General features: G+C 69.5%; 23 protein-coding genes. 14 read left to right on the top strand and 9 right to left on the bottom strand.

What is annotated here, in order from left to right:
* Positions 1-117 precede the first annotated feature (117 nt).
* Positions 118-1,041 carry an NADP-dependent oxidoreductase gene (locus tag IPV09_RS04455; RefSeq protein ID WP_207473968.1) on the top strand — a complete coding sequence of 308 codons (924 nt, stop codon included), beginning with the start codon at positions 118-120 and terminating at the stop codon, positions 1,039-1,041.
* Positions 1,042-1,053: 12 nt separating this feature from the next.
* On the opposite strand, the gene IPV09_RS04450 is transcribed toward IPV09_RS04455, so the two are convergent.
* The gene (locus tag IPV09_RS04450; protein WP_207473966.1) at positions 1,054-2,400 is read right to left on the bottom strand and encodes a transaldolase family protein; all 1,347 of its coding nucleotides are present in this window, start codon (positions 2,398-2,400) and stop codon (positions 1,054-1,056) included.
* A gap of 193 nt (positions 2,401-2,593) precedes the next feature.
* On the opposite strand from IPV09_RS04450, the gene IPV09_RS04445 reads away from it, so the two are divergent.
* Together IPV09_RS04445 and IPV09_RS04440 are read left to right on the top strand one after the other, a co-directional pair.
* On the top strand, positions 2,594-3,550 hold the full coding sequence (locus tag IPV09_RS04445; protein WP_207473965.1) for a TIGR03885 family FMN-dependent LLM class oxidoreductase: 957 nt from the start codon (positions 2,594-2,596) through the stop codon (positions 3,548-3,550).
* A 24-nt stretch (positions 3,551-3,574) separates the two neighbouring features.
* Positions 3,575-5,266 carry an alpha-amylase family protein gene (locus tag IPV09_RS04440; RefSeq protein WP_242681225.1) on the top strand — a complete coding sequence of 564 codons (1,692 nt, stop codon included), beginning with the start codon at positions 3,575-3,577 and terminating at the stop codon, positions 5,264-5,266.
* A gap of 9 nt (positions 5,267-5,275) precedes the next feature.
* On the opposite strand, the gene IPV09_RS04435 is transcribed toward IPV09_RS04440, so the two are convergent.
* Positions 5,276-6,421 carry an NAD(P)-binding domain-containing protein gene (locus tag IPV09_RS04435; protein WP_370590218.1) on the bottom strand — a complete coding sequence of 382 codons (1,146 nt, stop codon included), beginning with the start codon at positions 6,419-6,421 and terminating at the stop codon, positions 5,276-5,278.
* Between the two features lie 82 nt (positions 6,422-6,503).
* Between IPV09_RS04435 and ilvD the strand changes: the two genes are divergently transcribed.
* From ilvD to IPV09_RS04420, 3 genes are read left to right on the top strand one after another with little or no spacing between them, the layout of a single operon-like run.
* Positions 6,504-8,213, top strand: coding sequence for a dihydroxy-acid dehydratase (gene ilvD, locus IPV09_RS04430; RefSeq protein WP_207473963.1), 1,710 nt, complete (start codon positions 6,504-6,506; stop codon positions 8,211-8,213).
* Positions 8,214-8,222: 9 nt separating this feature from the next.
* Complete coding sequence (locus IPV09_RS04425) at positions 8,223-8,831, top strand: DinB family protein (protein WP_207473962.1); 609 nt, start codon at positions 8,223-8,225, stop codon at positions 8,829-8,831.
* A 9-nt stretch (positions 8,832-8,840) separates the two neighbouring features.
* Positions 8,841-10,163, top strand: coding sequence for a threonine/serine exporter family protein (locus IPV09_RS04420; protein WP_207473961.1), 1,323 nt, complete (start codon positions 8,841-8,843; stop codon positions 10,161-10,163).
* A gap of 7 nt (positions 10,164-10,170) precedes the next feature.
* Here the strand turns inward: IPV09_RS04420 and IPV09_RS04415 are convergent, their stop codons facing one another.
* Both IPV09_RS04415 and IPV09_RS04410 read right to left on the bottom strand, forming a co-directional pair.
* Positions 10,171-11,769, bottom strand: a complete 1,599-nt coding sequence (locus tag IPV09_RS04415; RefSeq protein WP_207473960.1) for a hypothetical protein — start codon at positions 11,767-11,769, stop codon at positions 10,171-10,173.
* Positions 11,733-12,563: an ABC transporter ATP-binding protein gene (locus IPV09_RS04410; protein ID WP_207473959.1), complete on the bottom strand. Its 831-nt coding sequence runs from the start codon at positions 12,561-12,563 to the stop codon at positions 11,733-11,735. Before IPV09_RS04410 ends, IPV09_RS04415 begins: the two co-directional genes overlap by 37 nt.
* Before the next feature lie 229 nt (positions 12,564-12,792).
* On the opposite strand from IPV09_RS04410, the gene IPV09_RS04405 reads away from it, so the two are divergent.
* Together IPV09_RS04405 and IPV09_RS04400 are read left to right on the top strand one after the other, a co-directional pair.
* Positions 12,793-14,301, top strand: coding sequence for an FAD-dependent oxidoreductase (locus tag IPV09_RS04405; protein ID WP_207473958.1), 1,509 nt, complete (start codon positions 12,793-12,795; stop codon positions 14,299-14,301).
* 31 nt (positions 14,302-14,332) lie between these two features.
* On the top strand, positions 14,333-14,524 hold the full coding sequence (locus tag IPV09_RS04400) for a hypothetical protein (protein ID WP_207473957.1): 192 nt from the start codon (positions 14,333-14,335) through the stop codon (positions 14,522-14,524).
* A 28-nt stretch (positions 14,525-14,552) separates the two neighbouring features.
* Here IPV09_RS04400 and IPV09_RS04395 read toward each other — a convergent pair whose 3' ends face one another.
* The 3 genes from IPV09_RS04395 to IPV09_RS04385 are packed head-to-tail and all read right to left on the bottom strand — an operon-like array spanning position 14,553 to position 16,920.
* Positions 14,553-15,155 (bottom strand): carbohydrate-binding family 9-like protein, encoded by a 603-nt coding sequence (locus IPV09_RS04395; RefSeq protein ID WP_207473956.1) that lies wholly within the window; start codon positions 15,153-15,155, stop codon positions 14,553-14,555.
* A gap of 49 nt (positions 15,156-15,204) precedes the next feature.
* Positions 15,205-15,636, bottom strand: coding sequence for an HIT family protein (locus tag IPV09_RS04390; protein WP_370590217.1), 432 nt, complete (start codon positions 15,634-15,636; stop codon positions 15,205-15,207).
* A gap of 6 nt (positions 15,637-15,642) precedes the next feature.
* Positions 15,643-16,920, bottom strand: a complete 1,278-nt coding sequence (locus tag IPV09_RS04385) for a serine hydrolase (RefSeq protein WP_207473955.1) — start codon at positions 16,918-16,920, stop codon at positions 15,643-15,645.
* Between the two features lie 175 nt (positions 16,921-17,095).
* Here IPV09_RS04385 and IPV09_RS04380 point away from each other — a divergent pair, with 175 nt between their 5' ends.
* The 5 genes from IPV09_RS04380 to IPV09_RS04360 all read left to right on the top strand — a co-directional run bounded on the left by IPV09_RS04380 (position 17,096) and on the right by IPV09_RS04360 (position 24,143).
* Positions 17,096-18,154 carry an NAD(P)-dependent alcohol dehydrogenase gene (locus IPV09_RS04380; RefSeq protein ID WP_207473954.1) on the top strand — a complete coding sequence of 353 codons (1,059 nt, stop codon included), beginning with the start codon at positions 17,096-17,098 and terminating at the stop codon, positions 18,152-18,154.
* A gap of 64 nt (positions 18,155-18,218) precedes the next feature.
* Entirely contained in the window at positions 18,219-19,634 is a 1,416-nt protein-coding gene (locus tag IPV09_RS04375; protein WP_370590216.1) for a phosphoglucomutase/phosphomannomutase family protein, read from the top strand.
* 103 nt (positions 19,635-19,737) lie between these two features.
* A complete protein-coding gene (locus IPV09_RS04370) occupies positions 19,738-22,125 on the top strand; it encodes a sodium-translocating pyrophosphatase (RefSeq protein ID WP_207473953.1) in 2,388 nt (795 codons plus the stop codon).
* Positions 22,126-22,212: 87 nt separating this feature from the next.
* Complete coding sequence (locus IPV09_RS04365) at positions 22,213-23,514, top strand: sensor domain-containing protein (RefSeq protein ID WP_207473952.1); 1,302 nt, start codon at positions 22,213-22,215, stop codon at positions 23,512-23,514.
* Positions 23,502-24,143: a response regulator transcription factor gene (locus IPV09_RS04360; protein WP_207473951.1), complete on the top strand. Its 642-nt coding sequence runs from the start codon at positions 23,502-23,504 to the stop codon at positions 24,141-24,143. The genes IPV09_RS04365 and IPV09_RS04360 overlap by 13 nt, the downstream gene beginning before the upstream one ends.
* 136 nt (positions 24,144-24,279) lie before the next feature.
* On the opposite strand, the gene IPV09_RS04355 is transcribed toward IPV09_RS04360, so the two are convergent.
* Entirely contained in the window at positions 24,280-24,660 is a 381-nt protein-coding gene (locus IPV09_RS04355) for a GntR family transcriptional regulator (RefSeq protein WP_207473950.1), read from the bottom strand.
* Positions 24,661-24,751: 91 nt separating this feature from the next.
* Here IPV09_RS04355 and IPV09_RS04350 point away from each other — a divergent pair, with 91 nt between their 5' ends.
* A complete protein-coding gene (locus IPV09_RS04350; protein ID WP_207473948.1) occupies positions 24,752-25,603 on the top strand; it encodes a DUF1206 domain-containing protein in 852 nt (283 codons plus the stop codon).
* A gap of 19 nt (positions 25,604-25,622) precedes the next feature.
* On the opposite strand, the gene IPV09_RS04345 is transcribed toward IPV09_RS04350, so the two are convergent.
* Entirely contained in the window at positions 25,623-25,868 is a 246-nt protein-coding gene (locus IPV09_RS04345) for a hypothetical protein (protein WP_207473947.1), read from the bottom strand.
* Positions 25,869-25,915: the final 47 nt, after the last annotated feature.

The raw sequence follows: 25,915 nt of genomic DNA, 5'->3' as shown, positions 1-25,915 counted from the left end.
GGGGACGGGCTGCGGGCGGACGGCTCACGTGGTCTTCCTTCGAACGGTGGTGGGGCCCCTCGAGACTACTGGTGCCCGCCCCTCGAAAAGGGCGCTGCACCGGCCTAGTGTTGGCCCATGAAGGCAATCACGTACTCCACCTACGGTGGCCCCGAAGTCCTGTCCCTGACCGAGGTGCCCGCACCCAAGGTTGGCCCCGCCGAAATCCGCATCGCGGTGCATTCGGCGTCGGTCAATCCCGTTGACTGGAAGATCGTCGCGGGCTACCTGGACAGCCTGCTCGAGGTCAGCTTCCCCGCCATCCCCGGGTGGGACGTGTCCGGGGTCGTCGAGGCGGTCGGGCTGGACGTCACCGAGTTCGCCGTCGGCGACGAGGTGATCGCCTACGGCCGCAAGGACTGGGTGCACGGCGGCTCCTTTGCCGAGCAGATCACCGTGCCGGTGCGCACGGCAGCCCACAAACCCGCATCCCTGGGGTGGGACGAGGCCGCCTCGCTGCCGCTGGCCGGGCTGAGCGCCTACCAGACCCTCAAGCGGCTGGGCGTCAGCCGGGGCGAGACCGTGCTGGTGCACGCCGCCGCCGGTGGTGTGGGTGCCTTCGCCGTCCAGATCGCCAAGGCGTGGGGTGCTCGGGTGATCGGTACCGCCTCGCCCAGGAACCACGACTACCTGCGCGAGATCGGTGCCGAACCGGTCAGCTACGGTGCCGGTCTGGTCGCGCAGGTGCGTGACCTGGTTCCCGACGGCGTCGATGTCGTGGTCGACTACGTCGGCGGTGCCGAGGCCGACACGATGGCTGTCCTGGCGCCGGGTGGCCGGCACGGGTCCATCGTCGACGACAGCGTCGAGGAACTGGGTGGGCTGTACATGTGGGTGCGCCCCGACGCCGCGGACCTGGCCGCCCTGGCCGCGCTGGCCGAGAGCGGCGAGGTCAAGGTGACCGTGTCGCAGACGTTTCCCCTGGACCGGGCAGCCGATGCCTTCCGGGCCAGCATGGAGGGTCACGGACGCGGCAAGATCGTCGTCCGCGTCCGCGACTGAGGACCCGGCTGGTCAGGCGCGCACCGCCGTCGCCGCGGCACCCATGAAGCGCCGCTGGTAGGAGACCACGTGGGCCGACGAGGTGAACCTGGCCAGGTAGCCGGGTTCGGCGGTGATCACCAGGCGGTCGATGACGTCGGCGAACTCCGGATCGGCGGTCAGGGTGTCAATGTCGGGATAGTTCTGGTCACCCTCCATGCTGCACACGATCACGCGGGTGTCGGGCAGGTTGCAGTGCTTCAGCAGGCGCAGGTTGTGCCGTAGGGAGTCCAGCCCGTCGGAGCCCTCGTGCTCGTCGAAACGGCGGTAGCGCAGCATGTTCTCGGCGTAGGCCAGCACGTCCAGCAGGTCACCCTCCTGACCCTGGACGAAGTGGTCGTTGGTCGTCAGGAAGTCGCGCAGGCTCTTCAGGTGGGTGACGTCGCCGGACTGGCGGTAGGCCGCAATCAACTGCGCGCTCTTCTCGGACTGCTTCAGGCGGTGGCGGACGAAACTGTTGATGAAGGCCGGCTTGGCCTGCAGCGCCAGCGCCGCCTGGTAGGGCTCGAACATCAGCGTGAAGTTGACCCGGTAGCCGTGCTCACGCAACTTCAAGGCCAGGTTGTGGCCCCACAGGGCGTCCTTGGTCGACGCCTGGGTGTACCGGGTCGACAGCCTCTTGTCGCCCTCCAGCAGCTGGTGGTAGTTCTCGTAATTGACCGGTCCGGTGTGGGGCACCTTCACCACCAGCCGGTACTTCGACAGGATCTTCTCCATCGGTTCGATCTCGGCCAGGATGTTGTCGAAGTCGGGGTCGAACGGGTTCTCCAGTTCCACCGACATGTCGCAGCCCGGCCCCAGGATCGTCCCGAGCTCGGTCATCACCTCGTCCAGGGTCGAGAACTTGTGGTCGACGTTCGCCTCGGGGTTGTTGATGAACATGTCATAGACGATGCCGGGGTTGCAGGTGAGGTTGCCCAGTAGTGGGGCGATCGGCGCGAGTTCATAGGGGTTGGCGGTGTCGGCAGAAAAGATGACCCCGGTCGGACGTTTTGCGCCGTTCTTGTCGTAGCTGATGTCGCGGACCAGGTCGATCTCGAGCACACCCCCGGCCCTCAGGCTGGCCTCGACCCGGAAGCCGGCAGGGGTCTCGTCGGCGGGCACCGCAAAGGTGGTGATCACGTCGTGGAAGCGTTCGCTGCCGATCAGGGTGGTCGCCCCCGAGGCCAGCACCTCGAACTCCTCGCACCCCAGGGGCAGACCCGTGACCCGGGGCAGGACGTCCTCGTGTCCTCGACCCGGCTGCAGGTCGAGCCCGCCGAGGGTGAGGGTCAGCCCCAGCCGCCCATTGGCGTGCTGCGGCTGATTGACGGTGAGCATGGCAGTCTCCTCTCCTGAGGTGGCCCACGACTCGGACGTCGAGGGCACCATTGCACCTCCGGAAACCATCCACTTGTATACCCTGATACACACTTGTATGGTCTTGTACACAAGGGTACGCCCGACACCCCGCCAGATCAAGAGGTCCCGCCCGACGCCTGCCGATCGCCCAGGATCCCGGTAGACAGGGGACATGACCGTGTACGGATTCCACGCCTCCCACGAGCAACTGTCGCCACGACAGCTGCTCGCCGACGTCCAGCGCGCCGAACAGGTTGGCTTCGCCGCGGCCATGTGCTCCGACCACATCGAGCCGTGGTCCGAGCGCCAGGGTCACTCGGGGATGGCCTGGCCATGGCTCGGCGCCGCCCTGGCGACCACGAACCTCAGCTTCGGCACCGTCACCGCCCCCGGGCAGCGCTACCACCCCGCGATCGTCGCCCATGCCATCGCCACCCTGGGCCAAATGTTCCCCGGGCGGTTTTGGACGGCGCTGGGGTCGGGCGAGTACGCCAACGAGCACATCACCGGCCAGCCCTGGCCCGACAAGGACACCCGCCAGCGCCGCCTGGAGGAATGCGTCCAGGTGATCTCACGGCTGCTGGACGGCCAGACCGTCACCCACCACGGACTCGTCGAGGTCCACGAGGCCAGGCTGTGGGAGATCCCCGACCCGAAACCGCAGCTGATCGCGCCGGCCGTGAGCGTGCCCACCGCCGTCCGCGGCGCCGCCTGGGCTGACGGGCTGGCCACCATCAACGCCGACCCCAGCACGCTGCGGGCCATGCTGGACGCCTGGGACGAGGCCGGCGGCGCCGACCACAAGGTGCTGCAGATCCACCTGTCCTGGGCGCCCACCGAACAGGAGGCCCGGGCCATTGCCATGGACCAGTGGCGTTCCAACGTGTTCGGCGTCCCGGCCTGCTGGGACCTCACCCGCGCCAGCCTTGACGAGGTCAGCCGTGAGGGCGTCACCCTCGACCAGGTGCAACGCGCGGTGCTCGTCTCCAGCGACCTGGGCCTGCTCACCCAGCGCATCCATGACCTGGCCGACCTCGGCTTCGGCACCGTCTACCTGCACCACGTCGGCACCGACCAGTCCGCGTTCCTGGACGCCTTCGGCGCCACGGTCCTGCCCCAACTCGCCTGACCCCCAAGGAGCACCACCGTGCGGATGACCGAGACCTCAGACATGTGGTGGAAGACCGCCGTGGTCTACTGCCTGGACGTCGAGACGTTCTTCGACGCCGACAATGACGGCACCGGAGACTTCACCGGACTGTCGGCACGCGTCGACTACCTGGCCGAACTGGGCGTCACCTGTTTGTGGCTGATGCCGTTCTATCCCACCGCCGAACGTGACGACGGCTACGACATCACCGACTTCTACGGCGTCGACCCCAAGCTGGGCAGCTTCGGCGACCTGGTCGAGTTGATCCGCACCGCCAAGGACCGCGGCATGCGGGTCATCGCCGACCTGGTCGTCAACCACACCTCGGCGAAGCACCCGTGGTTCAAGGCGGCCCGCTCGTCCAAGGACAACCCGTACCGCGACTTCTACGTCTGGCGTGACACCCCGCCGCCGGACACCTCCCACGAGGTGGTCTTCCCCGACCAGGAGGACTCGCTGTGGGAGTACGACGAGCGCACCCAGGAGTGGTTCCTGCACAACTTCTACAAGCACCAGCCCGACCTCAACGTGACCAATCCGGTGGTGCGCGACGAGATTCGCAAGATCATCGGGTTCTGGATGGAACTGGGCCTGGACGGCTTCCGGGTGGACGCGGTGCCCTACCTGATCTCGGCCCGCGGGGTCGGTCAGTCCGACGCCGAGGGCTACGGCGACCCCCACCAGCACCTGCGGGAACTCAAGGCGTTCATGGGACGCCGTCGGGGCGACGCCATCCTGCTCGGCGAGGTGAACATTCCCTACCAGGAGCAGCTGGCCTTCTTCGGCAGCGAGGGCGTCGGTGAGGAACTGACCATGCAGTTCGACTTCGTCCTGATGCAGCAGATGTACTTGGCCTTCGCCCGCAACGACGCCACCCTGATCGGGGCGACTCTGGAGCAACGTCCCGACCTGCCCGTCAACAGCCAGTTCGCCTGTTTCGTGCGCAACCACGACGAACTCACCCTCGACAAGCTCAGCGAGGACGAACGCCAGGAGGTCTTCGCCGCGTTCGGGCCCGACCCCGACATGCAACTCTTCGGGCGGGGCCTGCGGCGCCGGCTGCCGCCGATGGTGGACGCCGACCCTCGTCGGCTGCGGATGATCTACTCCCTGATGTTCTCGCTGCCGGGCACACCCGTGCTGTTCTACGGCGAGGAGATCGGCATGGGCGAGAACCTGGCCGTGCCCGGACGGATGGCGGTGCGCACCCCGATGCAGTGGACCGACGAGAAGAATGGTGGCTTCTCGGCCGCGCGGGCCTCACGGTTGCCGGCCCCGGTCACCGAGGGCGCCTTCGGACCGGCGCACGTCAACGTGGCCGCCCAGCGCAAGGACCCGGACTCGCTGCTGAACTTCGTCTCGCTGCTGGCCCGCCGCTACCGGGAGTCGCCCGAGGTGGGCATGGGTGCCAGCCAGGTGCTGGCCCACGATGTCGCCTCCGTCCTGGCCCACCGCTGCACCTGGACCCGTCCGGGCGACGCCGGGGCGAGCACGGTGCTGGTGCACAACCTGTCGCCGGAGGCCTGCGAGATCACCGTCACCCTGGACGGCGTCGAGGAGGGCACCGAGGCCCGCGAGTTGTTGACCGACGCCCGGCTGCAGGTGGGCCGGGGTGGCCGGCTGACCGTCCCGGTCGACGGCTACGGGCACCTGTGGTGGCGGCTGCACCACCCCGGTGACCTGCGGCTTCCCTGACCAGCCGGTTCAGGCGCTGAGACGGCGCTGGTCCGGCTGCTGCAGGTCTGCCTGCTGCAGGGCCCGCCGCACGCCCAGCGCGGCCCGTCGTCCGGCCCGGTTGGCCCCGATGGTGCTCGCCGAGGGCCCGTAGCCCACCAACTGCACCCGCGGGTCGGCGACGGCGGTGGTCTCGTCGTCGGCCAACTGGATGCCCCCGCGCGCCGAACGCAGCCGCAGCCCCGCGAGGTGGTCGACTGCCGCCCGGAACCCGGTGGCCCACAGGATCACGTCCACCGCCTCGAACACCGGGGCACCCGGCCGGGGCTGGTGCCAGCGCACCCCGTCGGGCTCGATCCGACTGAACATGGGCCGGCGGGCGGCGTAAACCCCCAGCGCGGCCGCCTGCTGCTCTTGTTCGCGCAGGAACAGGCCCGTGTAGCTGACCACCGAGCGGGTCGGGAGCCCGGCCCGGGCCCGTTCGGAGACCTTGGCGACCACCCGGGAACCGAGTTCCGGGGTGAACTCCTGGTCCAGCCAGACGGGCTCGCGTCGGGTCGTCCAGACCAGGTTCTCGGCGCCGACGCGCGGAGCCAGCAGGCCGAGGAACTGGACGGCCGAGGCGCCGCCGCCGACGACCACGGTGCGGCGTCCCTCGAAGAACTCCGGGCCCGGGAAGTCGCGGGTGTGCAGCTGTGTCCCGGCGAAGCTCGCCTGCCCCGGGTAGCTGGGCACGAACGGCCTGGTCCAGGTGCCGGTGGCATTGACCAGGGTGCGGGCGCGCAGCTGCACCCGGCCGCTGGGCAGGCGCGCCTCGACCAGGAACCCGTCGGCCGAGCGGGTCACGGCCACCACGGTGGCGGGACGCACCACCGGCAGCCCGAACCCGGTCTCGTAGGCCCCGAAGTAGCGCGGCACCGCGACATTGGCCCGCTCCCGGGGCGTCGTGGCGGTTTTGTCGGTGCCCGGCAGCTCGGCCACGCCGTGAACGTCGGCCATGGTCAGCGCATCCCAGCGGTGCTGCCAGGCGCCACCGGCCGCGTCATTGGCGTCCAGCACCACGTGGTCGATGTCCAGGCGCAGCAGGTGGTGGGAGGCCGACAATCCGGCCTGGCCGGCCCCGATGACCAGGCTGTCGAGGACGCGATCGGGGTGCAGGACGGGTCGGGCGCTCACGGTGGGTACAACGCCCGGGGCCGGTCAATAAGTCCTGCCGCGACTCGTCCCCCCGCCCGGGTGGCCCGACTAGATTGGGGCAATGAGCACCGACGCCAGCGACAGCATTGACATCAAGCCCCGCAGCCGGGTGGTCACCGACGGCATCCAGGCCACCACCTCGCGGGGGATGCTGCGCGGGGTGGGCATGGGCGACCAGGACTGGGACAAGCCGCAGATCGGCATCGCGTCCAGCTGGAACGAGATCACCCCCTGCAACCTGAGCCTGGACCGGCTGGCCCAAGGTGCCAAGGAGGGGGTGCACGCCGGCAGCGGCTACCCGCTGCAGTTTGGCACCATCTCGGTCTCCGACGGCATCTCGATGGGTCACGAGGGCATGCACTTCTCGCTGGTCTCGCGCGAGGTGGTCGCCGACTCGGTCGAGACGGTGATGATGGCCGAACGGCTGGACGGCTCGGTGCTGCTGGCCGGCTGCGACAAGTCCATCCCGGGGATGCTGATGGCCAGCGCCCGCCTGGACCTGTCCAGCGTCTTCCTCTATGCCGGGTCCATTGCCCCCGGGCACGTGAAGCTCAGCGACGGCACCGAGAAGGAGATCACCATCATCGACTCCTTCGAGGGAGTCGGGGCCTGCATGGCCGGGCGGATGAGCACCGCCGACCTGAAGCGCATCGAATGCGCCTTCGCGCCCGGCGAGGGTGCCTGCGGCGGCATGTACACCGCCAACACCATGGCCTCGGTCGCCGAGGCGCTGGGGCTCAGCCTGCCCGGCTCGGCGGCACCGCCCAGCGCCGACCGGCGCCGCGACGGCTTCGCCCACCGTTCCGGTGAGGCCGTGGTCAACCTGCTGCGCCTGGGCATCACCACCCGCGACATCCTGACCATCGAGGCCTTTGAGAACGCGATCGCGCTGGCCATGGCGCTGGGCGGGTCGACCAACGTCGTCCTGCACCTGCTGGCCATTGCCCACGAGGCCGAGGTCGACCTCGACCTGCACGACTTCAACCGCATCGGTGACAAGGTGCCGCACCTGGCCGACATGAAGCCCTTCGGCAAGTACGTGATGAACGACGTCGACATCCACGGCGGCATCCCGGTGATCATGAAGGCCATGCTGGACGAGGGCCTGCTGCACGGCGACGCGTTGACTGTGACCGGCCGCACCCTGGCCGAAAACCTGGCCGAACTGGACCCCGACCCGGTCGACGGCACCGTCATCCACCGTCTGGACGACCCCATCCATGCCACCGGCGGGCTGACGATCCTGCACGGCTCGCTGGCCCCCGACGGTGCGGTGGTGAAGTCGGCCGGTTTCGACGCCGACGTCTTCGAGGGCCCGGCGCGGGTCTTCGAGCGTGAGGCGGGAGCGATGGAGGCCCTGGAGGCGGGCGGGATCAACCACGGCGACGTCGTGGTGATTCGCTACGAGGGCCCCAAGGGTGGCCCGGGCATGCGCGAGATGCTGGCCATCACCGCCGCCATCAAGGGGGCCGGGTTGGGCAAGGACGTGCTGCTGCTGACCGACGGACGGTTCTCCGGTGGCACCACGGGCCTGTGCATCGGACACATTGCCCCCGAGGCCGTCGACGGCGGCCCGATCGCCTTCATCCGCGACGGTGACCGGGTGCGGGTCGACATCGCCGGACGCACCCTCGACCTGCTGGTCGACGAGGCCGACCTCGAAGCGCGCCGCCAGGGCTGGGAACCGCTGCCCCCGCGCTACACCCGCGGCGTGCTGGCCAAGTACTCGAAACTGGTGAAGTCCGCCGCCCGCGGCGCGGTCACCGGGTAGGGGCAGGCGATGGACCACGACGGCCAGGTCGAGCTGCTGCTGCGCTACCTGCAGGCCAAGCGCGACGCCCTGCTGTGGAAGCTGGAAGGACTGTCCGAGTACGACGCGAGGCGTCCCTTGACCCCCACCGGGTCGAACGTCCTGGGCATCGTCAAGCACGTCGCCTCGGTCGAGCACGACTACCTCAGCGTCTGCTTCGGTGACCCGCCAGCCTTCCCGATGCCGTGGAATGACTCCGAGGAGCCCAACGCCGACATGTATGCCACCGCCGAGGAGTCGGTGACCGACATCATCGGGCTGTACCGGACGGCCTGGGAGCGTGATGATGCGAGCGTGCGGCGGCGCGGGCTGGCCGCCACCGGCCGGGTGCCGTGGTGGGGCGAGCGGGGCCAGCAGGTCGAGATGTTCTGGGTGCTGGTGCACGTGCTGGACGAGACCGCACGCCACCTCGGCCAGGTCGACATCCTGCGGGAGTCGATCGATGGCCAGGCCGGCGTCCGACCGGAGGGATCCAACTTGCCGGAGTTGGACGCCCAGGGGTGGTCCTCCTACGTGGACATGCTCGAGCAGCTCGCCCGCCGGGCTGGCGACGAGGGGCTCCCCGCCGCTTCGCCGTAGAATCCGGGGGTGACCGATGTGCCGACCCCTGACCAGCCTGACGACCGCGCCGAGAACTCGCCCGACGTCCCCCGCGAACTGATCCGCGAGTCCAACCTGGTGTTGCGCATCGGCAACCTGATGCTTGGCGCCGGCACCAGTTCGCTGCGGGTCCGCACCGCCATGCTGCGGCTGTCGCGGGCGCTGGACATCGACCACCTGCAGGCCCAGATCTCGTTCACCAACATCGTGGTCACCACCCATCGCCAGTCGATCTTTCGCACCCAGGCCGGCGAAATCACCACCCCGGGGGTCAACGCCGACCGGATCCGCGCCATCCAGCACTTCGCCCGCGGCCTGCCGGAGCGAATGTCGGCCGATGAGGTCAGTGCCCGGTTGAACGCCATCGAGGCCCGGCCGGCGCTGCACCCGACCTGGCTGGTGGCCCTGGCGGTGGGTTTCGCCTGCGTCTCGGTCGGATTCCTCAGCGGCAGCAACTGGCGCGAACTGCTGGCCGTGTTCATCGCCGCCATCGCCGCGTTCGCGGTGCACCGACGGCTGCTGGCCTGGCGGCTCAACCTGTTCGGTTCGGTGGTCGCCTCGACGGTGGTGGCCTCACTGGTCTACCTGGCCGCCTCCTGGTTCACCCATGGCTTCAGCCTGGAGAACACGCCACGGATGGTGGCCGGCTTCATCGCCGCCAGCATCTTCCTGGTGCCCGGCTTCCCCCTGTTCACCGGGGCCCTGGACCTGGCCAGGCTCGACCTGCAGGCCGGCATCGGACGGATGACCTACGCGGCGCTGGTGATGTTGTCCATCGGCATCGGTGCCTGGATGGTGGCCTCGATCGCCGGGTTGGACCCCACCGACCCGCCGCCGGTGCTGCTCGACCCGTTCTGGTTGTGGACGCTGCGCGTGGTGGCCAGCTTCGGGGCGGTGTTCGGGTGGGCGGTCATGTTCAACTCCCCCACCCGTGAGGCGCTCGGCTCGGGCCTGGTCGCGATCGCCGGCAGCGTCGTCCGGCTCGTCCTGATCGATCTCGGCGCGATGGACCACGTCGCCACCTTTGTCGGGGCGCTGGTGATGGGCATCCTGTGCCACATGGTCGGCCGCTGGTTCGGGCTGACCCGGTTGATCATGCTGGTGCCGACGTTGCTGGTGATGATTCCGGGCACGCCGGCGCTGCAGACCCTGCTCCACTTCAACTCCGGCGACCTGTTCTCTGCCCTGGGCAGCGGCATCTTCGTGGTGCTGCAGGTGATTGCCATGGTGTGCGGGCTGGTGGCCTCGATGATGATGCTCGACCCGGGGTGGGCGTTCACCCGCCGCGACTCGGCGATCGTCCCGCGCTGATACCCGCTCAGGCCTCGGCGCGCTTGGAGACCATGCCCAGGATCTCTGGTTGGCGTCCGGCGCTGTACCGGGTCGCGGCCACCCACATGCCCCACATCGCCAACCCGCCGGTGACCGCCGAACCGACCCCGGCCAGCGTCGGCCACCACGGGTGCTCAACGTTCAACATGGCCAGGGCCACGAACGGCCCGCAGACGACCCCCAGCACCGGGAACGCGACCAGTTGCGCCACGAAGGCGGTGAAGCTGCCCGAATTGGTGGCCATCAGCGAGTCCTCGGAGACCTTGATCGGGTAGGGGGCAATCACCGACTGCAGCAGTCCCAGGCCGATGCCGACGAACCACACCCCCAGCGTGATGCCGACCACCGAGACCGTCAACCGGGGCGCGATGACCACCGGAAGGGCCACCGCGAACACCACCAGCACCGGGGTGTAGACCAGCAGTCGGGCGACCAGCTTGCCCATCAGGTCGGACCTGGCGTCGTCGCCGGCGGCCACGTTGACCCACAGCGAGCTGCCGTCATAGCCGTACATGTTGGTGTAGGTGACGCCCAGCATCCACGCGACACCGGCGACGATGTAACTGGCCAGCGGGTAGTCGCGCAGCAGGATCGCCGGGACGACCACGGCCGCCAGCCCGAAGATGACGATGATGATCACACCCACGCGCTGGGCCGGTTCACGGAACATCAGGATGATGTCCTTGCCGATCACGGCCCGCACCCGCGGCGAGAACCGGCTCAGGACCCGCGCGAACGGGAACCTCAGCTCCCCGTCCCGGCGCTCGGCGGCTCCCGAGACCGGCGGGCTGGTCATCACCTTGGCCAGCAGCAGCGTCCACAGCCAACCCAGGATGACGACCAGGACCAGACCGGCCAGCAGTTCGACCAGACCCCGCCCGAGGTGGCCGTCCCGCCCGGCCAGGATCACTTCGGCGGCGAACGAACTGGGCAGGAACCGGGTCACCCCGGCCACCGTGCCCAGCATCTTCTGGGTCGCCTCGGCGCTCTGGTTGGTGGCCAGTTGGCTGAGCAGGTTGGGCAGCTGCGACAGCACCACGACCGCCAGCGGAATCGCCACGGCCAGCACGTCGCGGGTGCCGCGCTTGCGCAACCCGAAGCCGACCAGCGAGACGACCAGCCGGCTGACCATGGCGCAGGTGACGGTGAACAGCGCCACCCCGGCCACCACCAGCGGCAGGCCGGCAGGACGACCGGCCAGACCGATGGCGACACCGATCATGGCCAGCACCGTGGCCAACCCGCCGGGCCCGACCAGCGACGCCAACCCCAGCCCGGACGCCAGTTGCCGCCGCGACAACGGCAGCAGGGTCAGCTTGACGGGGTCCATGGCCGCATCTGAGCCGGCGATCAGCATCGGGCCGAGCACCCACACCAGCAGCACCACCGCCAGCGATGCCTGCAGTGCCCAGGACTGCCACGGTTCGGGTGCCATGCCCAGCAGCACCCCGCCGACCAGACCGCCGACGCCGGCCACCAGCCCCGCCAGCAGTCCGAGGACGCTGCCAATGATGCGGGGGACGTTCCCGGTGCGGAACCCGGCAATGATCAATGCGACCTTGAGTCGGAGGAAGTGCCCAACCATGCCAGCCTCCCCTCGATCTCGGCACTGGGTGCCCCCACGAGCTCGATGAAGCGGTCCTCGAGGCCGCGTCCCCGGCGCACCTGGTCCATCGGACCGGCGGCGACGATGACGCCGGCCGCCATGATCGCGACATGGCTGCACAACTGCTGGACGGTCTCCATCACGTGGCTGGACAGGATGACGGTGGCGCCACGGTCGACCAGACGGCTCAACACCTCACGGATCGTCCGGGCCGAGACCGGGTCGACGGATTCGAGGGGTTCGTCCAGGAAGAGCACCCGCGGGTCGTGCAGCAGCGCCGCCGCCAATGCGACCTTCTTGTGCATGCCCGCGGAGTAGTCGACCACCAGCGTGTTGCCGTCCTCGGACAGTTCGAGCACGGCGAGCAGGTCCTCGATGCGGGCCCTGACCAGTTTCTCGTCCATGCCGCGCAACAACCCGTTGTAGAGCAGCAACTCCCGCCCCGACAGGCGTTCGAACATGCGCCGCTCGTCGGGAAGAATGCCGATATTGGCCTTGGCGTGGACGGGGTCGGCCCAGACGTCGATGCCGTCAACGATGACGCGTCCCTGGTCGGGGCGCAGCAGCCCGGTGGCCATCCTGATCAGGGTCGTCTTCCCGGCGCCATTGGGGCCGACGACGCCATAGAAGCTTCCGCGGGGGACCGCCAACTGGGTCGGCTGGACGGCAACCTTCCTGCCGAACGCCTTCGCCAGGCCTTGGACGAGCACCGCCGGGGCCGGTGGGGCAATGCCTGCGACTGGCGGCGGTGGCGGCGCTGAGGGAAGGTCCATGGGATTGACTCTGTCCCACCCTGCGGCCCAGCACAACCGCCCTGTGGCCAATGCCACCACCACGTCGAACACTGTGGTGTCGCCCCGACCTGGGTATGCCGAGGTCGAAGCGACACCTGCTGGTTCGCAGTGGCCCCGCCGCCCGAGATCGCCTATCCCGCCCCAGAGCCGGGCGGACGTGGGATCGTGTGAGCATTGCGTGATCATCGCCACGACACTGAGGATTGCCATGAGCCAACACGACCGTCGCTCGTTGTGGTGGGGTCTGGCCGACCAGAGACCCCGCGACCCCGTGGACGCCACCGACCTGCCCGGCCACGCCGACGTGCTGGTGGTGGGGGCGGGCATCACGGGAATGAGCACCGCGGTGCAACTGGCCCGCGGCGGCGTCCGGGTGGTCGTGGTCGAGGCCTACCGCGTCGGTTCCGGGACCACCGGTCACAGCAGCGCCAAGGTGACCCTGCTGCAGGGCTCCCAGTTGCAACAGGTGCGCCAGCACGTCGACGACGACACGCTCAAGGCCTACGTCGAGGCCAACCGGGCCGGACAGGGGTGGCTGCTGGCCGCCCTGCGGCGCGGCGGCATCGAGCCCGAGATCCGTGATGCGCTGACCTACGCGGTCACCACCCAGGGCGCCAGGGCCGTCCAGGCCGAGCGGGAGTCCTCACGCCTGGCCGGCCTTCCCGTCGTGGACGCCCCGCATCCCGGTCTGCCGTTCACCGTCACCGACGCGATCCTGCTGCCCGACCAGGCCCAGATCGATCCACTGGCCGCAGTACGGGTATTGGCCGCCGAGCTGGTGGAACTCGGCGGGGTGATCGTCGAGGGGGTCCGGGTCCGCGACGTGTCGATGCGCAGGCCCTGGACCGTGGACACCACGGCCGGACCGATCACCGCGGGGCACCTGGTGCTGGCCACCCAGGCTCCCATCCTGAACCGCACCGGACATACGGCGGGCATGTCGGCCCACCGCTCCTACGTGCTCGCCTACCCGGTCGACGAGGACACCCGCCTGCCCATGGCCATCTCGCTGGACGACAATGCCCGGTCTCTGAGGACGGCCACGACCTCCCGGGGCACGTTCCTGCTCGTCGGCGGCGGTGGGCACGCCGTCGGCATCGGATCGGCGGCCCAGCACGTTGCCGAACTCCAAGGCTGGGCCCGCGCGAACCTGGGCGTCGGTGAGCCATCGTGGTCCTGGTCGGCCCAGGACTACCGGCTGACCACCGGGATGCCCAGCGTCGGCCCCGCCACCGGGACCGACGGCACCCTGCTGGTGGCCACCGGCTTCGACAAGTGGGGTCTGGCCACCGGGGCGGCGGCCGGTCAGGTGCTGGCCGGTCATGTCCTGGGGCAGGTCCCCGGGTTCGCGGCCGGGCTGCACGGCCATGGTGTGCACCTGCGGCAACTGGGTGAAACCGTCGCCCGGGTCGGCTCCACCCTTCAGCATGCGGTGGGCGACCGCGCCGCCCTCGCCACCCCCGGGCATGCTGCCTCCAGGACTCCCCCGGCCGAAGGCGAAGGGCGTCTGGAGGGCAATCCGGTGGCCCCGACAGCCGTCTCCACGGTCGACGGGCGCAGCTGCCGCGTCAGCGGTGTCTGCACCCACCTGGGCGGCATCCTGTCGTGGAACGACATCGAGAAGTCCTGGGACTGCCCCATCCACGGCTCCCGGTTCGCCCCCGACGGCACCCTGCTCGAGGGTCCCGCCACCACCGACCTCAGCGACCACGACTGACGGCGTAGTTTCACCAACGAGAGGAATGATCATGGACCAGAACCAGTCCCAGCCCGGCCACGAGCACGACGCCAGCACCCCCGACCAGGAGCTGCAGCACGGCAGCTCCGAGACCGCCCCGCCGCCGGACACCCAGGGCTCGGCGGCGTCCTCCACGGGAAACACCGTGGCTGCGGGACCATCGACCGATCGTCCGGCGACCGCCGAGACCGACGAGGCCTGAGCGAGTACCGCGCTGGTCGCCGGACGGCTCAGCGCAGGACGAGCCGTCCGAACTGGTCGGGGCGGTGGAACTGCGGGCGTTCGGCGTCAATCGGCTGCCAGGCGCCATAGTGGGGTGCGTCCGTGTCGTCGCCGCACTTGTAGAAGTTGGTCTCCATGACCGTGCCGGCGGTCAGGGTGATCGGCTGCTGGGCGGCGATCCCGGCCAGGGCGTCGAGCAGGTCGACGGGCACCGTCCAGGTGATCGACCACTGGTCGTCGGCCACGTCGGCCCGGACCCCCACCAGCACCCGCAGGTCGGCGGCCAGCAACGTCCGGTCCGCGGTGGTGCCGAACGCGGCGAACAGGGTGCCGGCGCTGTTGGTCTCCAGGTTGAGGTACCAGCCGGTGCCGGGCCAGGGCGCCAGGAACCACTCCAGGCAGGAGTCGCGGTGGACCGGGTCGTTGGGCTGGTGGAAGGTGGTGCGTGGTTCGGTCTCGTGGGTGATGAGCCGGCAGGTGAGCTCCTGCGGGGTCCAGGAGACGACCCCGTGGGTGAGCGGCAGCGTCGACGGCTCGGTCCACAGCGCGTGGTCGACCTGGACGATGCCGGGAGCGTCGATGCTGCGGCGGGCGTCCGGGGTGGGATTCATGGTCGGAAGGCTACAGCGCGGTGACGCGCTTGCCGCGGGGACGAACCGGTCACGGCTGGCCGTGGTGCAGGGTCAGCGCCGAGCGGATCCGGTCGGCGTACTCGACCAGTTGACCCTCGGCGTAGGCGTGCCGAGGCCAGAAGAAACCCCGCAGCCCGTCCCCCCTGGTGCGGGGGACGACGTGGGCATGCAGGTGCGGCACCGACTGGCTGACCTGGTTGTTGATGGCCACGAAGGTGCCCTGGCAGCCGAGCGCCTCGGGCAGCGCCGCGGCCACCCGCTGGACGTCGGAGAAGAAGCCCGCCACCGAGGCGGCCGGAAGTCCGGCCAGGTCCTCGACGTGCTCCAGCGGGCAGACCAGGACATGGCCCTTGAACACCGGTCGGTGGTCGAGGAAGGCGATGCTGGTGGCGGTGCGCAGGACAGGATCCACCTCGGCCTGTCCTGCGATCATCTGGCAGAAGATGTCCGGGCTGGTCACCAGACCTCAGTCGACCACGGCCGCGTTGGCGATGGCCACGATCCGCAGGTTGTGCGGCAGGGCCCCGTCGGCGGCGACCGTCGACATGGTCAGGATGACGGTGTCACGGGCCGGGTTGTTCACGAACTTCGTCGAGAAGTAGCCCTGCCAGCTGTAGGCACCGGCGCCGCCGAGGTAGGCGATGGACCCGGCCGGGGCATTGACGTCCTGCTGGATGTCGACCTGGTAGCCCCACTTGTTGTCGGTGAGCTGCCAGTTGGTCAACTCCCCGATCTGGTTGCTGGTCATCAGTTCCACCGCGGCGGGGCTGAGCACCCGCACCCCGTCCAGTTCCCCCTTGTTCAACAGCATCTGGGCGAAGCGGAAGTAGTCGGCCGTGGTGCCGTGCAGGCCGCCGGCGCCGCTGAAGTAGGTGTGGTCGGGGCTGTGCGCGCCCTCAGGTCCCAGCGTCAGCGGACCGACCTGGACGTTCTCGGTCTGGCGCTCGTCGCGTCCGGGCAGGTAGATCTCGGCCAACCGGGCCCTGTGCTCCTCGGGGATGTAGAACCAGGTCTCGTCCATCTCTAACGGGCCGAAGATGTGGTCGCGCAGGTACTGGTCGAAACTCTGTCCCGAGACCACCTCGACCAGCCGGCACAGGGTGTCGACGCTGTTGTTGGAGTAGTCGAACATCTCACCGGGGTGGGCCAGCAGCGGCACCGTCGCCAGCTTGTTGATGTTGTCCTCCAGCGTGATGGGCGGGTTGTTCATGTCGTCACGCACGCCGGCCTCTGCCAGCAGCTTCGGGACGACCTGGTAGCCGTGGGGTGCGAAGGCCCCGTCCCACCAGGTGTTGGTCATGCCGGCGGTCATGGTGAGCAGGTCGTGGATGGTGATCTCGCGTCGGGCCGGTTCGAGTTCGTAGCTGCCGTCGGCCTGGGCAACGACGACCTGCATGTCCTTGAAGGCGGGAATGTAGGTCGAGATCGGGTCGGACAGGGCAATGAGTCCCCGTTCCCACAGCTGCAGCACGGCGACCGCGGTGGGCACCTTGGACATGGAGGCCAACCGGAAGACGGAATCGGTCTGCATCGGCACCTGCTCGTCGGCCTTGCCGAAGGCCTTGAAGTAGCAGACCTGACCGTGCCGGGCGACCAGGACGACGATGCCCTGGTAGGCGTTCTCGGCCAGGTGCTTCTCGACCAGGGTGTCGATGCGGCCGAGCCCCTCGGCGGACATTCCGACGGTGCTGGGCTCGACGATGGTGGGCTCGACGCTGGTGGGGTTGACGCTGCTGGAGGTCATGGGGCAGTCCTGTTCTCGACGGTGAGGTGTGACATGCGTGCCCGCAGCACCAGTGCGTGCGGGGTTGTCGCTCGAGCAACACTGTAGGGGCGTGGTCGCAGGTCAACAAGGGATCACGGTTGTCGCATCGGTCACGCGTCGGGGCGTACAGTCGCCCACGTCCTGAGGAGGAACCATGCCCATCACCGTCAAGGCCCTGCAGAAGACCGCCGTCGACCAGCCGTTCCAGGTGCGCACCATCGAACGCCGCGACCCGCGTCCCGACGACGTGGTCATCGCCATCAAGGCGGCCGGCATCTGTCACAGCGACATCCACACCATCCGCAACGAGTGGGGGCCCGCGCACTTCCCGCTGGCGGTGGGCCACGAGATCGCCGGGGTGGTCGAGGCAGTCGGGTCGGCGGTGACCAACTGGGCCGTCGGTGACCGGGTGGGGGTGGGTTGCCTGGTCAACTCCTGCGGCACCTGCGAGCAGTGCACCGCAGGGTTCGAGAACTGCTGCCTCAATGGCGCGGTCGGCACCTACGACGCCGAGGACGTCGACGGCACCATCACCCAGGGCGGCTACTCCGAGAAGGTGGTCGTCAACGAGAGGTTCGTCTGCCGCATCCCCGAGGCGCTGGACTTCGACGTCGCCGCGCCCTTGCTGTGCGCCGGCATCACCACCTACTCCCCCATCGCCCGCTGGAACGTCGGCGCCGGGGACAAGGTGGCCGTGCTCGGCCTGGGCGGTCTGGGCCACATGGGCGTCCAGATCGCGGCCGCCAAGGGGGCCGACGTCACCGTGCTCTCCCGCAGCCTGCGCAAGGCGGAGGTCGCAGGCGAACTCGGTGCTGCCCGCACCCTGTCCACCACCGAGGACGGCTTCTTCGAGGAGCACCGCGGCGAGTTCGACTTCATCCTCAACACCATCAGCGCCTCCATCGACCTGGACGCCTACCTCGGCCTGCTCAAGCCGCGCGGCGTGATGGCCGTGGTGGGCGCGCCGCCGGAGGCGATGGCGGTGCGTGCCGGTTCGCTGATCGGCGGCGGCAAGGTGCTGACCGGTTCGAACATTGGCGGCATTCCCGAGACCCAGCAGATGCTGGACTTCTGCGCCGAGCACGGGTTGGCCGCCCGCATCGAGACGATCGGCGTGGACGACGTGGACGCCGCCTACGAGCGGGTGGTCGACGGTGACGTGATGTTCCGCTTCGTCATCGACACCGCCACCTTCGCCGACGCACCGGTGTGAGCGAACGCCCACGCTGAGTGATCACCTCGGTGGGTCGGCGGCGGGTGGCCGCTACGTTGGAGTCGTGATCGAATTCGGGACCGGCGGATGGCGTGCCATCATCGCCGACGGCTTCACCATGGCCAACCTGCGCCTGCTGGGCCAGGGCCTGGCCCAGCGGATGCTGGACGAGGGCGTGGCCGAGCGTGGCATCGTCATCGGCTACGACCGACGGTTCCTGTCCCGGGAGTCGGCCTGGTGGCTGGCCGAGGTGATGGTCGGCAACGGCATCCCGGTGACCCTGATCGACCGGGCGGCGCCGACGCCGATGATCATGTACACCGTCCGGAGCCTGGACACCGCCTACGGTGTGGCGATCACGGCCTCCCACAACCCGGCGCTGTACAACGGCGTCAAGGTGTTCACCGCCGGCGGCCGCGATGCCGACGCTGCCGTCACCGCCTCCCTGCAGGACCAGGTCAACGCACTGACGGCCGACGACGTGGTCAGCGTGCCCAGCCACGAGATCCACGGGCATGCCCTGGTCACGGTGCAGAAGTCCATGAACTGGTACATCGACTCGATCCTTGACCAGGTCGACGTCGACACCATCCGCCACGCCCACCTCACGGTCGTCCTCGACCCGATGTTCGGGGTCTCGCAGACCTGCCTGCAGACCATTTTGATGACCGCCCGCTGCGACGTGGAGGTGATCAACAGTCGCCACGACACCCTGTTCGGGGGCCGACTGCCCTCACCGAACTGGGACACCCTGCACGAGCTCAAGCAGAAGGTGCGCGACTCGGGGGCCGACCTGGGCATCGGCACCGACGGTGACGCCGACCGGCTGGGCATCATCGACGACCAGGGCAACTTCCTGTCGGCCAACCAGATCCTGGTGCTGCTGTACCGCTACCTGCTGGTGGACAAGGGCTGGCACGGTCCGGTGGTGCGCAACCTGGCCACCACCCACCTGCTCGACCGGGTCGCCGAAAGGCACGGTGAGCAGTGCTACGAGGTGCCGGTCGGGTTCAAGCACATCAGCGCCGCCATGGACCAGCACGGGGCCATCATTGGCGGGGAGTCGTCCGGCGGCCTGACCGTGCGCGGCCACATCGCCGGCAAGGACGGCGTCTACGCCGCCTCGCTGCTGGTCGAGATGCTCGCGGCCAGCAAGCGCCGTCTCAGTGAGCACTGGGCCGACATCGTCGCCGAGTACGGCAGCCTGGAGATGGTCGAGACCGCCTGGGGTTTCACCCCGGCCCGCCGCGAGGCGCTGATGGCCCAGCTGTTCGAACGCCGGGAGCTGCCCGAATTCGGCCGTCCGGTCACCGAGGTCAGCTACCTGGACGGGATGAAGGTGCACTTCGGGGCGGATGCGTGGCTGGTGGCCCGCTTCTCGGGCACCGAACCGGTGCTGCGGATCTTCGCCGAGGCCGCCACCGAGGACGAGGCCCACGCCCTGGTCGACACGATGGTCGATTTCCTCGGACTCGCCTGACCCGCACACCGGCAGCCACGGGCGCTGTTAAGCTCACCCCACTCGGCTCCCCGGGAACCATCTGCGCGGCAACGGTGCCGCGCATGCCAATGGAGGTGTGCGCATGCCCATCGACCCCCTCGAGGTCTCCCTGTCATCTGGCAGCGTGACCATCGTCGTCGTGATAGCGGCCCTGGCCGCGCTCGCCGTGGCGATGTCGCTGGTCTATCGCGCGCAGGTGCTGCGCGCCGCCGACGGCACCGACAGCATGCGGGCCATCGCCCTGGCCGTGCAGGAGGGTGCCGGTGCCTACCTGGCCCGGCAGTTCCGCACCCTGGGCATCTTCGCGGTGGTGGCCTTTGTGGCGCTGTTGATCCTGCCCGTCCACGGGGACGGCGATGCGGTCGGGCTGCGGGCAGCCCGATCGGTGGCCTTCTTGGCCGGTGCCGGCTTTTCCGCGCTGATCGGCTGGATGGGCATGCGGCTGGCCGTGCGCGCCAACGTGCGGGTGGCCGCTGCGGCTCGCGACCAGGGCCGGGACCCGGCCATGAAGATCGCCTTCCGCACCGGCGCCGCGGTCGGCATGGCCACCATCGGCCTGGGACTGCTCGGCGCTGCCCTGGTGGTGCTCGCCTTCGGTGGTGACGCCCCGGTGATCCTCGAGGGCTTCGGGTTCGGTGCGGCGCTGCTGGCCATGTTCATGCGGGTCGGCGGTGGCATCTTCACCAAGGCCGCCGACGTCGGCGCCGACCTGGTCGGCAAGGTCGAGCAGAACATTCCCGAGGACGACCCCCGCAACGCCGCCACCATCGCCGACAACGTCGGCGACAACGTGGGCGACTGCGCCGGAATGGCCGCCGACCTGTTCGAGTCCTACGCGGTGACCCTGGTCGCCGCCCTGATCCTCGGCCGGGCCGCATTCGGCGAGCAGGGTCTGGTGTTCCCGCTGATCATCCCCGCCATCGGCGTGCTGACCGCTCTGGCCGGGGTCTACCTGATGCGTCCCCGTGCCGGTGAGAACGGGTTGAAGACCATCAACCGGGCCTTCTACGCCTCGGCCCTGTTCTCGTTGGTGCTCTCCGGGGTGGCCGCCTGGGCCTACCTGCCCAGCTCCTTCGCCGACCTCGGCGTCGCCGAGTACCGCGGCCCGATTGATGATCCGCAGCTGGTCGCCTTCGGTGCGGTCACCATCGGCATCGCCCTGGCCGCGGTCATCCTGTCGCTGACCGGCTACTACACCGGCACCGAGCACCGGCCCGTCCAGGACGTCGGCAACACCTCCCTGACCGGGGCGGCCACCGTCATCCTCTCGGGTCTGGCGCTGGGGCTGGAGTCCTCGGTGATCACCGGCCTGCTGATCGCGGCAGCGGTGCTCGGCGCCTTCAGCCTGGGCGGGGCCGGGGTGATCGGCCTGTTCGCCATTGCCCTGGCCGGCTGCGGGCTGCTGACCACGGTCGGTGTCATCGTGGCCATGGACACCTTCGGACCGGTCTCCGACAATGCCCAGGGCATCGCCGAGATGTCCGGGGACGTCGACGGTGAGGGGGCCCAGATCCTCACCGAACTGGACGCGGTGGGCAACACCACCAAGGCCATCACCAAGGGCATCGCCATCGCGACCGCGGTGCTGGCCGCCACCGCCCTGTTCGGGGCCTTCACCGACGCCGTCGCCACCGTCCTCAAGGAGCGCTACCACGACTTCGAACTGGCCTCGGTGGTCTTCTCCCCCGCAGTACTGGTCGGGCTGATGGTCGGCGCCGCGGTGGTCTTCCTGTTCTCGGGGCTGGCGATCCAGGCCGTCGGACGAGCCGCCGGCGCGGTCGTCTTCGAGGTGCGCCGCCAGTTCCGGGAGATCCCCGGAATCATGGAGGGCACCGGACGTCCGGAGTACAGCAAGGTCGTCGACATCGTCACCAAGGACTCGCTGCGGGAACTGACCACCCCCGGCCTGCTGGCCGTCCTGGCCCCGATCGCGGTCGGCTTCGGTCTGGGGGTGCCGGCGCTGGCGGGCTACCTGGCCGGTGCCATCGCCTGCGGCACCCTGATGGCGGTCTTCCTGGCCAATTCCGGCGGAGCCTGGGACAACGCCAAGAAGCTCGTCGAGGACGGGCACCACGGTGGCAAGGGCTCACCGGCGCATGCGGCCGTGGTGATCGGCGACACCGTCGGCGACCCGTTCAAGGACACCGCCGGACCCGCCATCAACCCGCTGCTCAAGGTGATGAACCTGGTGGCACTGTTGATCGCCCCGGCCGCGGTGGGCATGTCGAGCCTGGGTGGCGACCCGCACTGGGTGCGCTTCCTGATCGCCGGGGTCGCCACGATCGTCTGCGTGGGCATGGTCTTCTACAGCTCCCGGCGCGGGTCGACCATCATGGCCGCCCCCGAGCCGAACCCAGGCCTGGACGGGCTGCCCGGCAACCCCGAGTGGGAACTGACCCGGCACGCCCCCGACCGCAGCGGCGCCCTGGCCGAACTCGACGCCGAGCGCGAGGACGTCCAGCAGCCCTGAGCGCGACGTCACCTGTCGGGCTGGCCCCACCCCCGTTGGCCTGCCTGCGGGATACTGGCAGCAGACGCGCACCGGAAGGCTGGGGACATGACCACACACACCCTTTCCGCCCCGCGCACCGGCGGCGAGCCGCCCCGTTCCCGGGCCCGCCAGTTCGGCCACGACGCCGGCTACCTGCTCGGCAACTGGTTCATGCTGCTGCTCGGATTCATCGCCGTCATCACCCTGGTCGTCACCGGTGTCTCGACGGCCATCATCTGGGTCGGCATCCCGATCATGGCCGGCGGGCTGCTGACGGCGCGGGGCATCGCCAGCGCCGAGCGCCGCTGGATCGCCTCGGTCAGCCACCGCCCGCTGCTGCCCAGTCCCTACCTGCCGGCCCGGGCTGATGCCACCACCCTGCAGCGCCTGCTGCGTCCGCTGACCGACCCACAGTCGTGGCTGGACGTGCTGTGGACCCTGGTCGGCTTCGTCATCTCCACCCTCGGCTTCTGCATCGCGCTGACCTGGTGCGTGGGCGCCCTGGCCACCGTCGGCGGGCCGCTGGCCAGCATCATCACCGAGAACATCTTCGGCGAGGACCAGACCGGTCTGGGTGAACTGCTGGGCCTGCCCCTGCCGCTGATGTTCGACGTGGCCACCCAGTTCGTCGCCGGCCTGCTGTTCCTGGTCAGCGCGCCGTTCGTCCTGCGCGGCTGGACGAAGGTGCAGACCGGCCTGTCCGACCTGCTGCTGAATTCGCGCGCCGACAGCCAGGCCCAGATCGCCACCCTCACCCAGAGCCGGGCCGCGGTCCGCCAGGCCGAGTCCGATGCGCTGCGCCGCCTCGAGCGTGACATCCACGACGGTCCGCAGCAGCGCCTCGTCCGGCTCAGCATGGACCTGGCCCGTGCCAAGCGGCAGGCCGCCACCGACCCGGCGAAGGCGGAGCAGTTGATCGCCGAGGCCATGACCGCCACCCAGGACACCCTGGCCGAACTTCGCCAACTGTCCCGCGGCATCGCCCCTCCGGTGCTGGTCGACCGCGGTCTGGAGGCCGCCATCATGGAGTCGGCCGCCCGGTCGGTCGTCCCGGTCACCGTCTACGCCGACCTGCCCCAGGACCTGCCCGACCACGTCGAGACCGCCGCCTACTTCGTGGTGTCCGAGGCGCTGGCCAACCTCAACAAGCATTCCGGGGCCACCAACGCCGAGGTCTTCATCGGGGTGCAGGACCAGTGGCTGTTCGCCACGGTCAGCGACGACGGCCTGGGCGGTGCGAGCCCCGCGAAGGGTCACGGGCTGCGCGGGCTCGGCGACCGACTGGCGGGCGTCGACGGTACCCTGACCGTGACCTCCCCCGAGGGGGGCCCGACCACCATTGAGGCGGTGATCCCTTGCGCATCCTGATCGCGGACGACTCGGTCCTGCTGCGTGAGGGCCTGACCCTGATCCTGGGCGACGGCGGCCACGACGTCATCGCCGGGGTCGGCACCGGCGACGATCTGGTCTCGCGCGCACTGGCGATGCGTCCCGACCTGGTCATCAGTGACATCCGGATGCCGCCGTCGCACACCGACGAGGGGCTGCAGGCGGCCATGCGGATTCGCAGCCAGTGGCCGAGCGCCCCGATCCTGCTGCTCAGCCAGTACGTGGTGCTCTCCTACGCCACCGAACTGCTCTCCTCCGGTACCGGCGCGATCGGCTACCTGCTGAAGGACCGGGTCAGCGACATCGACGAGTTCCTCGACTCGGTGGAGCGAGTCGCGCACGGCGGCATGGTGCTCGATCCCGAAGTGGTGGCCCAGCTGATGGGACGGGGACGGGCAGCCGACCCGGTGGCGGCGCTCACCCCCCGGGAGCGTGAGGTGCTGGAACTGATGGCCGAGGGGCACACCAATGCCGGGATCGCCCGACGCCTGGTGGTCACCGAGGGTGCGGTCGAGAAGCACACCCAGCGGATCTTCGCCAAGCTGGGGCTGCACTCCGATGCCGACGTGCACCGCCGGGTCAGTGCCGTGCTGAGGCTGCTGGGCTGAGTATTCGACGTCAGGTCTTCTCGCTCGGGCAGCCACTTCCACCTTCGAACTCGCTGGTGCGGGTTCGACCTGGTTCTACTGCGGTCCAGGCGCCACCACCGTGTTCGAAGCGGCGCACAGGGTCTCGGGAACAGGCTCAGGTGACCGGCGTGGACGGCTGCTGCCAGGCGGTGCGCAGGTGCTCCTCGGCGGCGGCCCGGCCCAGGCCCAGCGCCTTCATGTTGGCCACGTACTGTCCGGTCAGGGCGATCGCCCGCTGCTGGACCTCGTCGCCGGTGTCCCGCTGGGCCACGACGGTGCCATGGCGCCCGGCAGTGGTGACGTAACCCTCGCCCTCGAGCTCACGATAGGTGCGGGCGACGGTGTTGGGCGCGAGCCCCAGGTCGGCGGCCAGGCGGCGCACCGAGGGCAGTCGGGTGCCGACCAGCAGCTCGCCGCTGTCCATCTGGGCCACGAGTTGGGCCTTCAGCTGCTCATAGGGCGGAAGCGGGCTCGCCGGGTCGATGTGCCACGTCATCTGGGGGTCCTGACCACGCCGACAACGTAGCGCCGGACAATGACTCGCACAACCCGATGCCGCGCAGGCGTCGGAGCCCTAGAGTGCTGGCATGAACCCCCATGCCGAGCGTGCGCGCGACGCCGCCGACCAGGCACTCGACAGCGGCCGCGACGCCGCCCACACCATCAGCCGCTCGTCCGCCTACCGCGCCCTGGTCAAGGTCGGGCTGGTCAGTTACGGCATCGTGCACCTGCTGATCGGCTGGCTCGCGGTGACCCTGGCCACCTCGGGCAGCGACAACGGCGAGACCAGCAACTCCGGTGCGCTGCGACTGCTCTCCGATGCCCCGATGGGACGGGTGCTGCTGGGTGTGGTGGCTGCCGGCTTCGCCATGCTGGTGGTGTGGCAACTGGTGCTGCTGCTGGTGGGTCACCGCGAGTTCGAGGGCTTGAAGCGCTGGCGCAAACGCGGCTCGTCGCTCTTGCGATCGGTCATCTTCGGCTACCTGGCCATCGCCTCGGCGCGTCTGGCGAGCGGCCCGTCGGCCAGCCAGGGTGGCCAGCAGCAGCAGTCGTTCAGCCGCCGGTTGATGGAGCTGCCGTTGGGCGAGGTCCTGGTCGGACTGGTCGGCCTGGCGATCGTCGGCTACGGCGTCTACCAGGCGATCAAGGGAATCCGCGGCACGTTCAACGAGGACCTGGACCGCAACCTCACCGGAGCCGGACGCCGGGCGGCCGGGGCCGGTTTCATTGCCAAGGGCGTGGCCTACGGTCTGGTCGGGGTGCTGTTCGTCACGGCCGCCGTCACCTTTGACCCCGAACAGGCGGGCGGCCTGGACCAGGCGTTGCACGGGCTGCTCGAACGACCCTTCGGTGCAGCGCTGCTGGCTGCGGTGGGGGTCGGGCTGGGGCTGTACGGGCTGTACTGCTTCTACTGGGCACGTCACCCCAAGCAGGCCTAGGACGCCGCCTGGGGACGGATCAGTCGGCGTCCTGTTCGGGGGCCGGCGCTGGCTTCTTCAGCGCCTTGGCGGGAGTGGTCTTGAGGAACGGGTCCCAGATCACCCCGGAGGTCACGGTCGGACCCGACGCCGGTGCCGTGGCCCTGGGGGTCGGGGTGCCACCGTCACCGGGGGTGGCGGGCCGCACGCCCTCACCCATCGCCTTGGCGAGTGCCTGCGCTATCTCGCCGCCCCTGCCCTGCGTGAACTTCCGGATCTCGGCCATGGCGCAAGGATAGGCGACACCGGGGTGACTAGGCTCTGCTGCATCCG

It is taken from the genome of Tessaracoccus sp. SD287, from assembly GCF_017355265.1.
GTDB lineage: Bacteria > Actinomycetota > Actinomycetes > Propionibacteriales > Propionibacteriaceae > Aestuariimicrobium.
The sequence above is the reverse complement of the archived record's forward strand: the minus strand, read 5'-3'. Positions and strand labels throughout refer to the sequence as shown.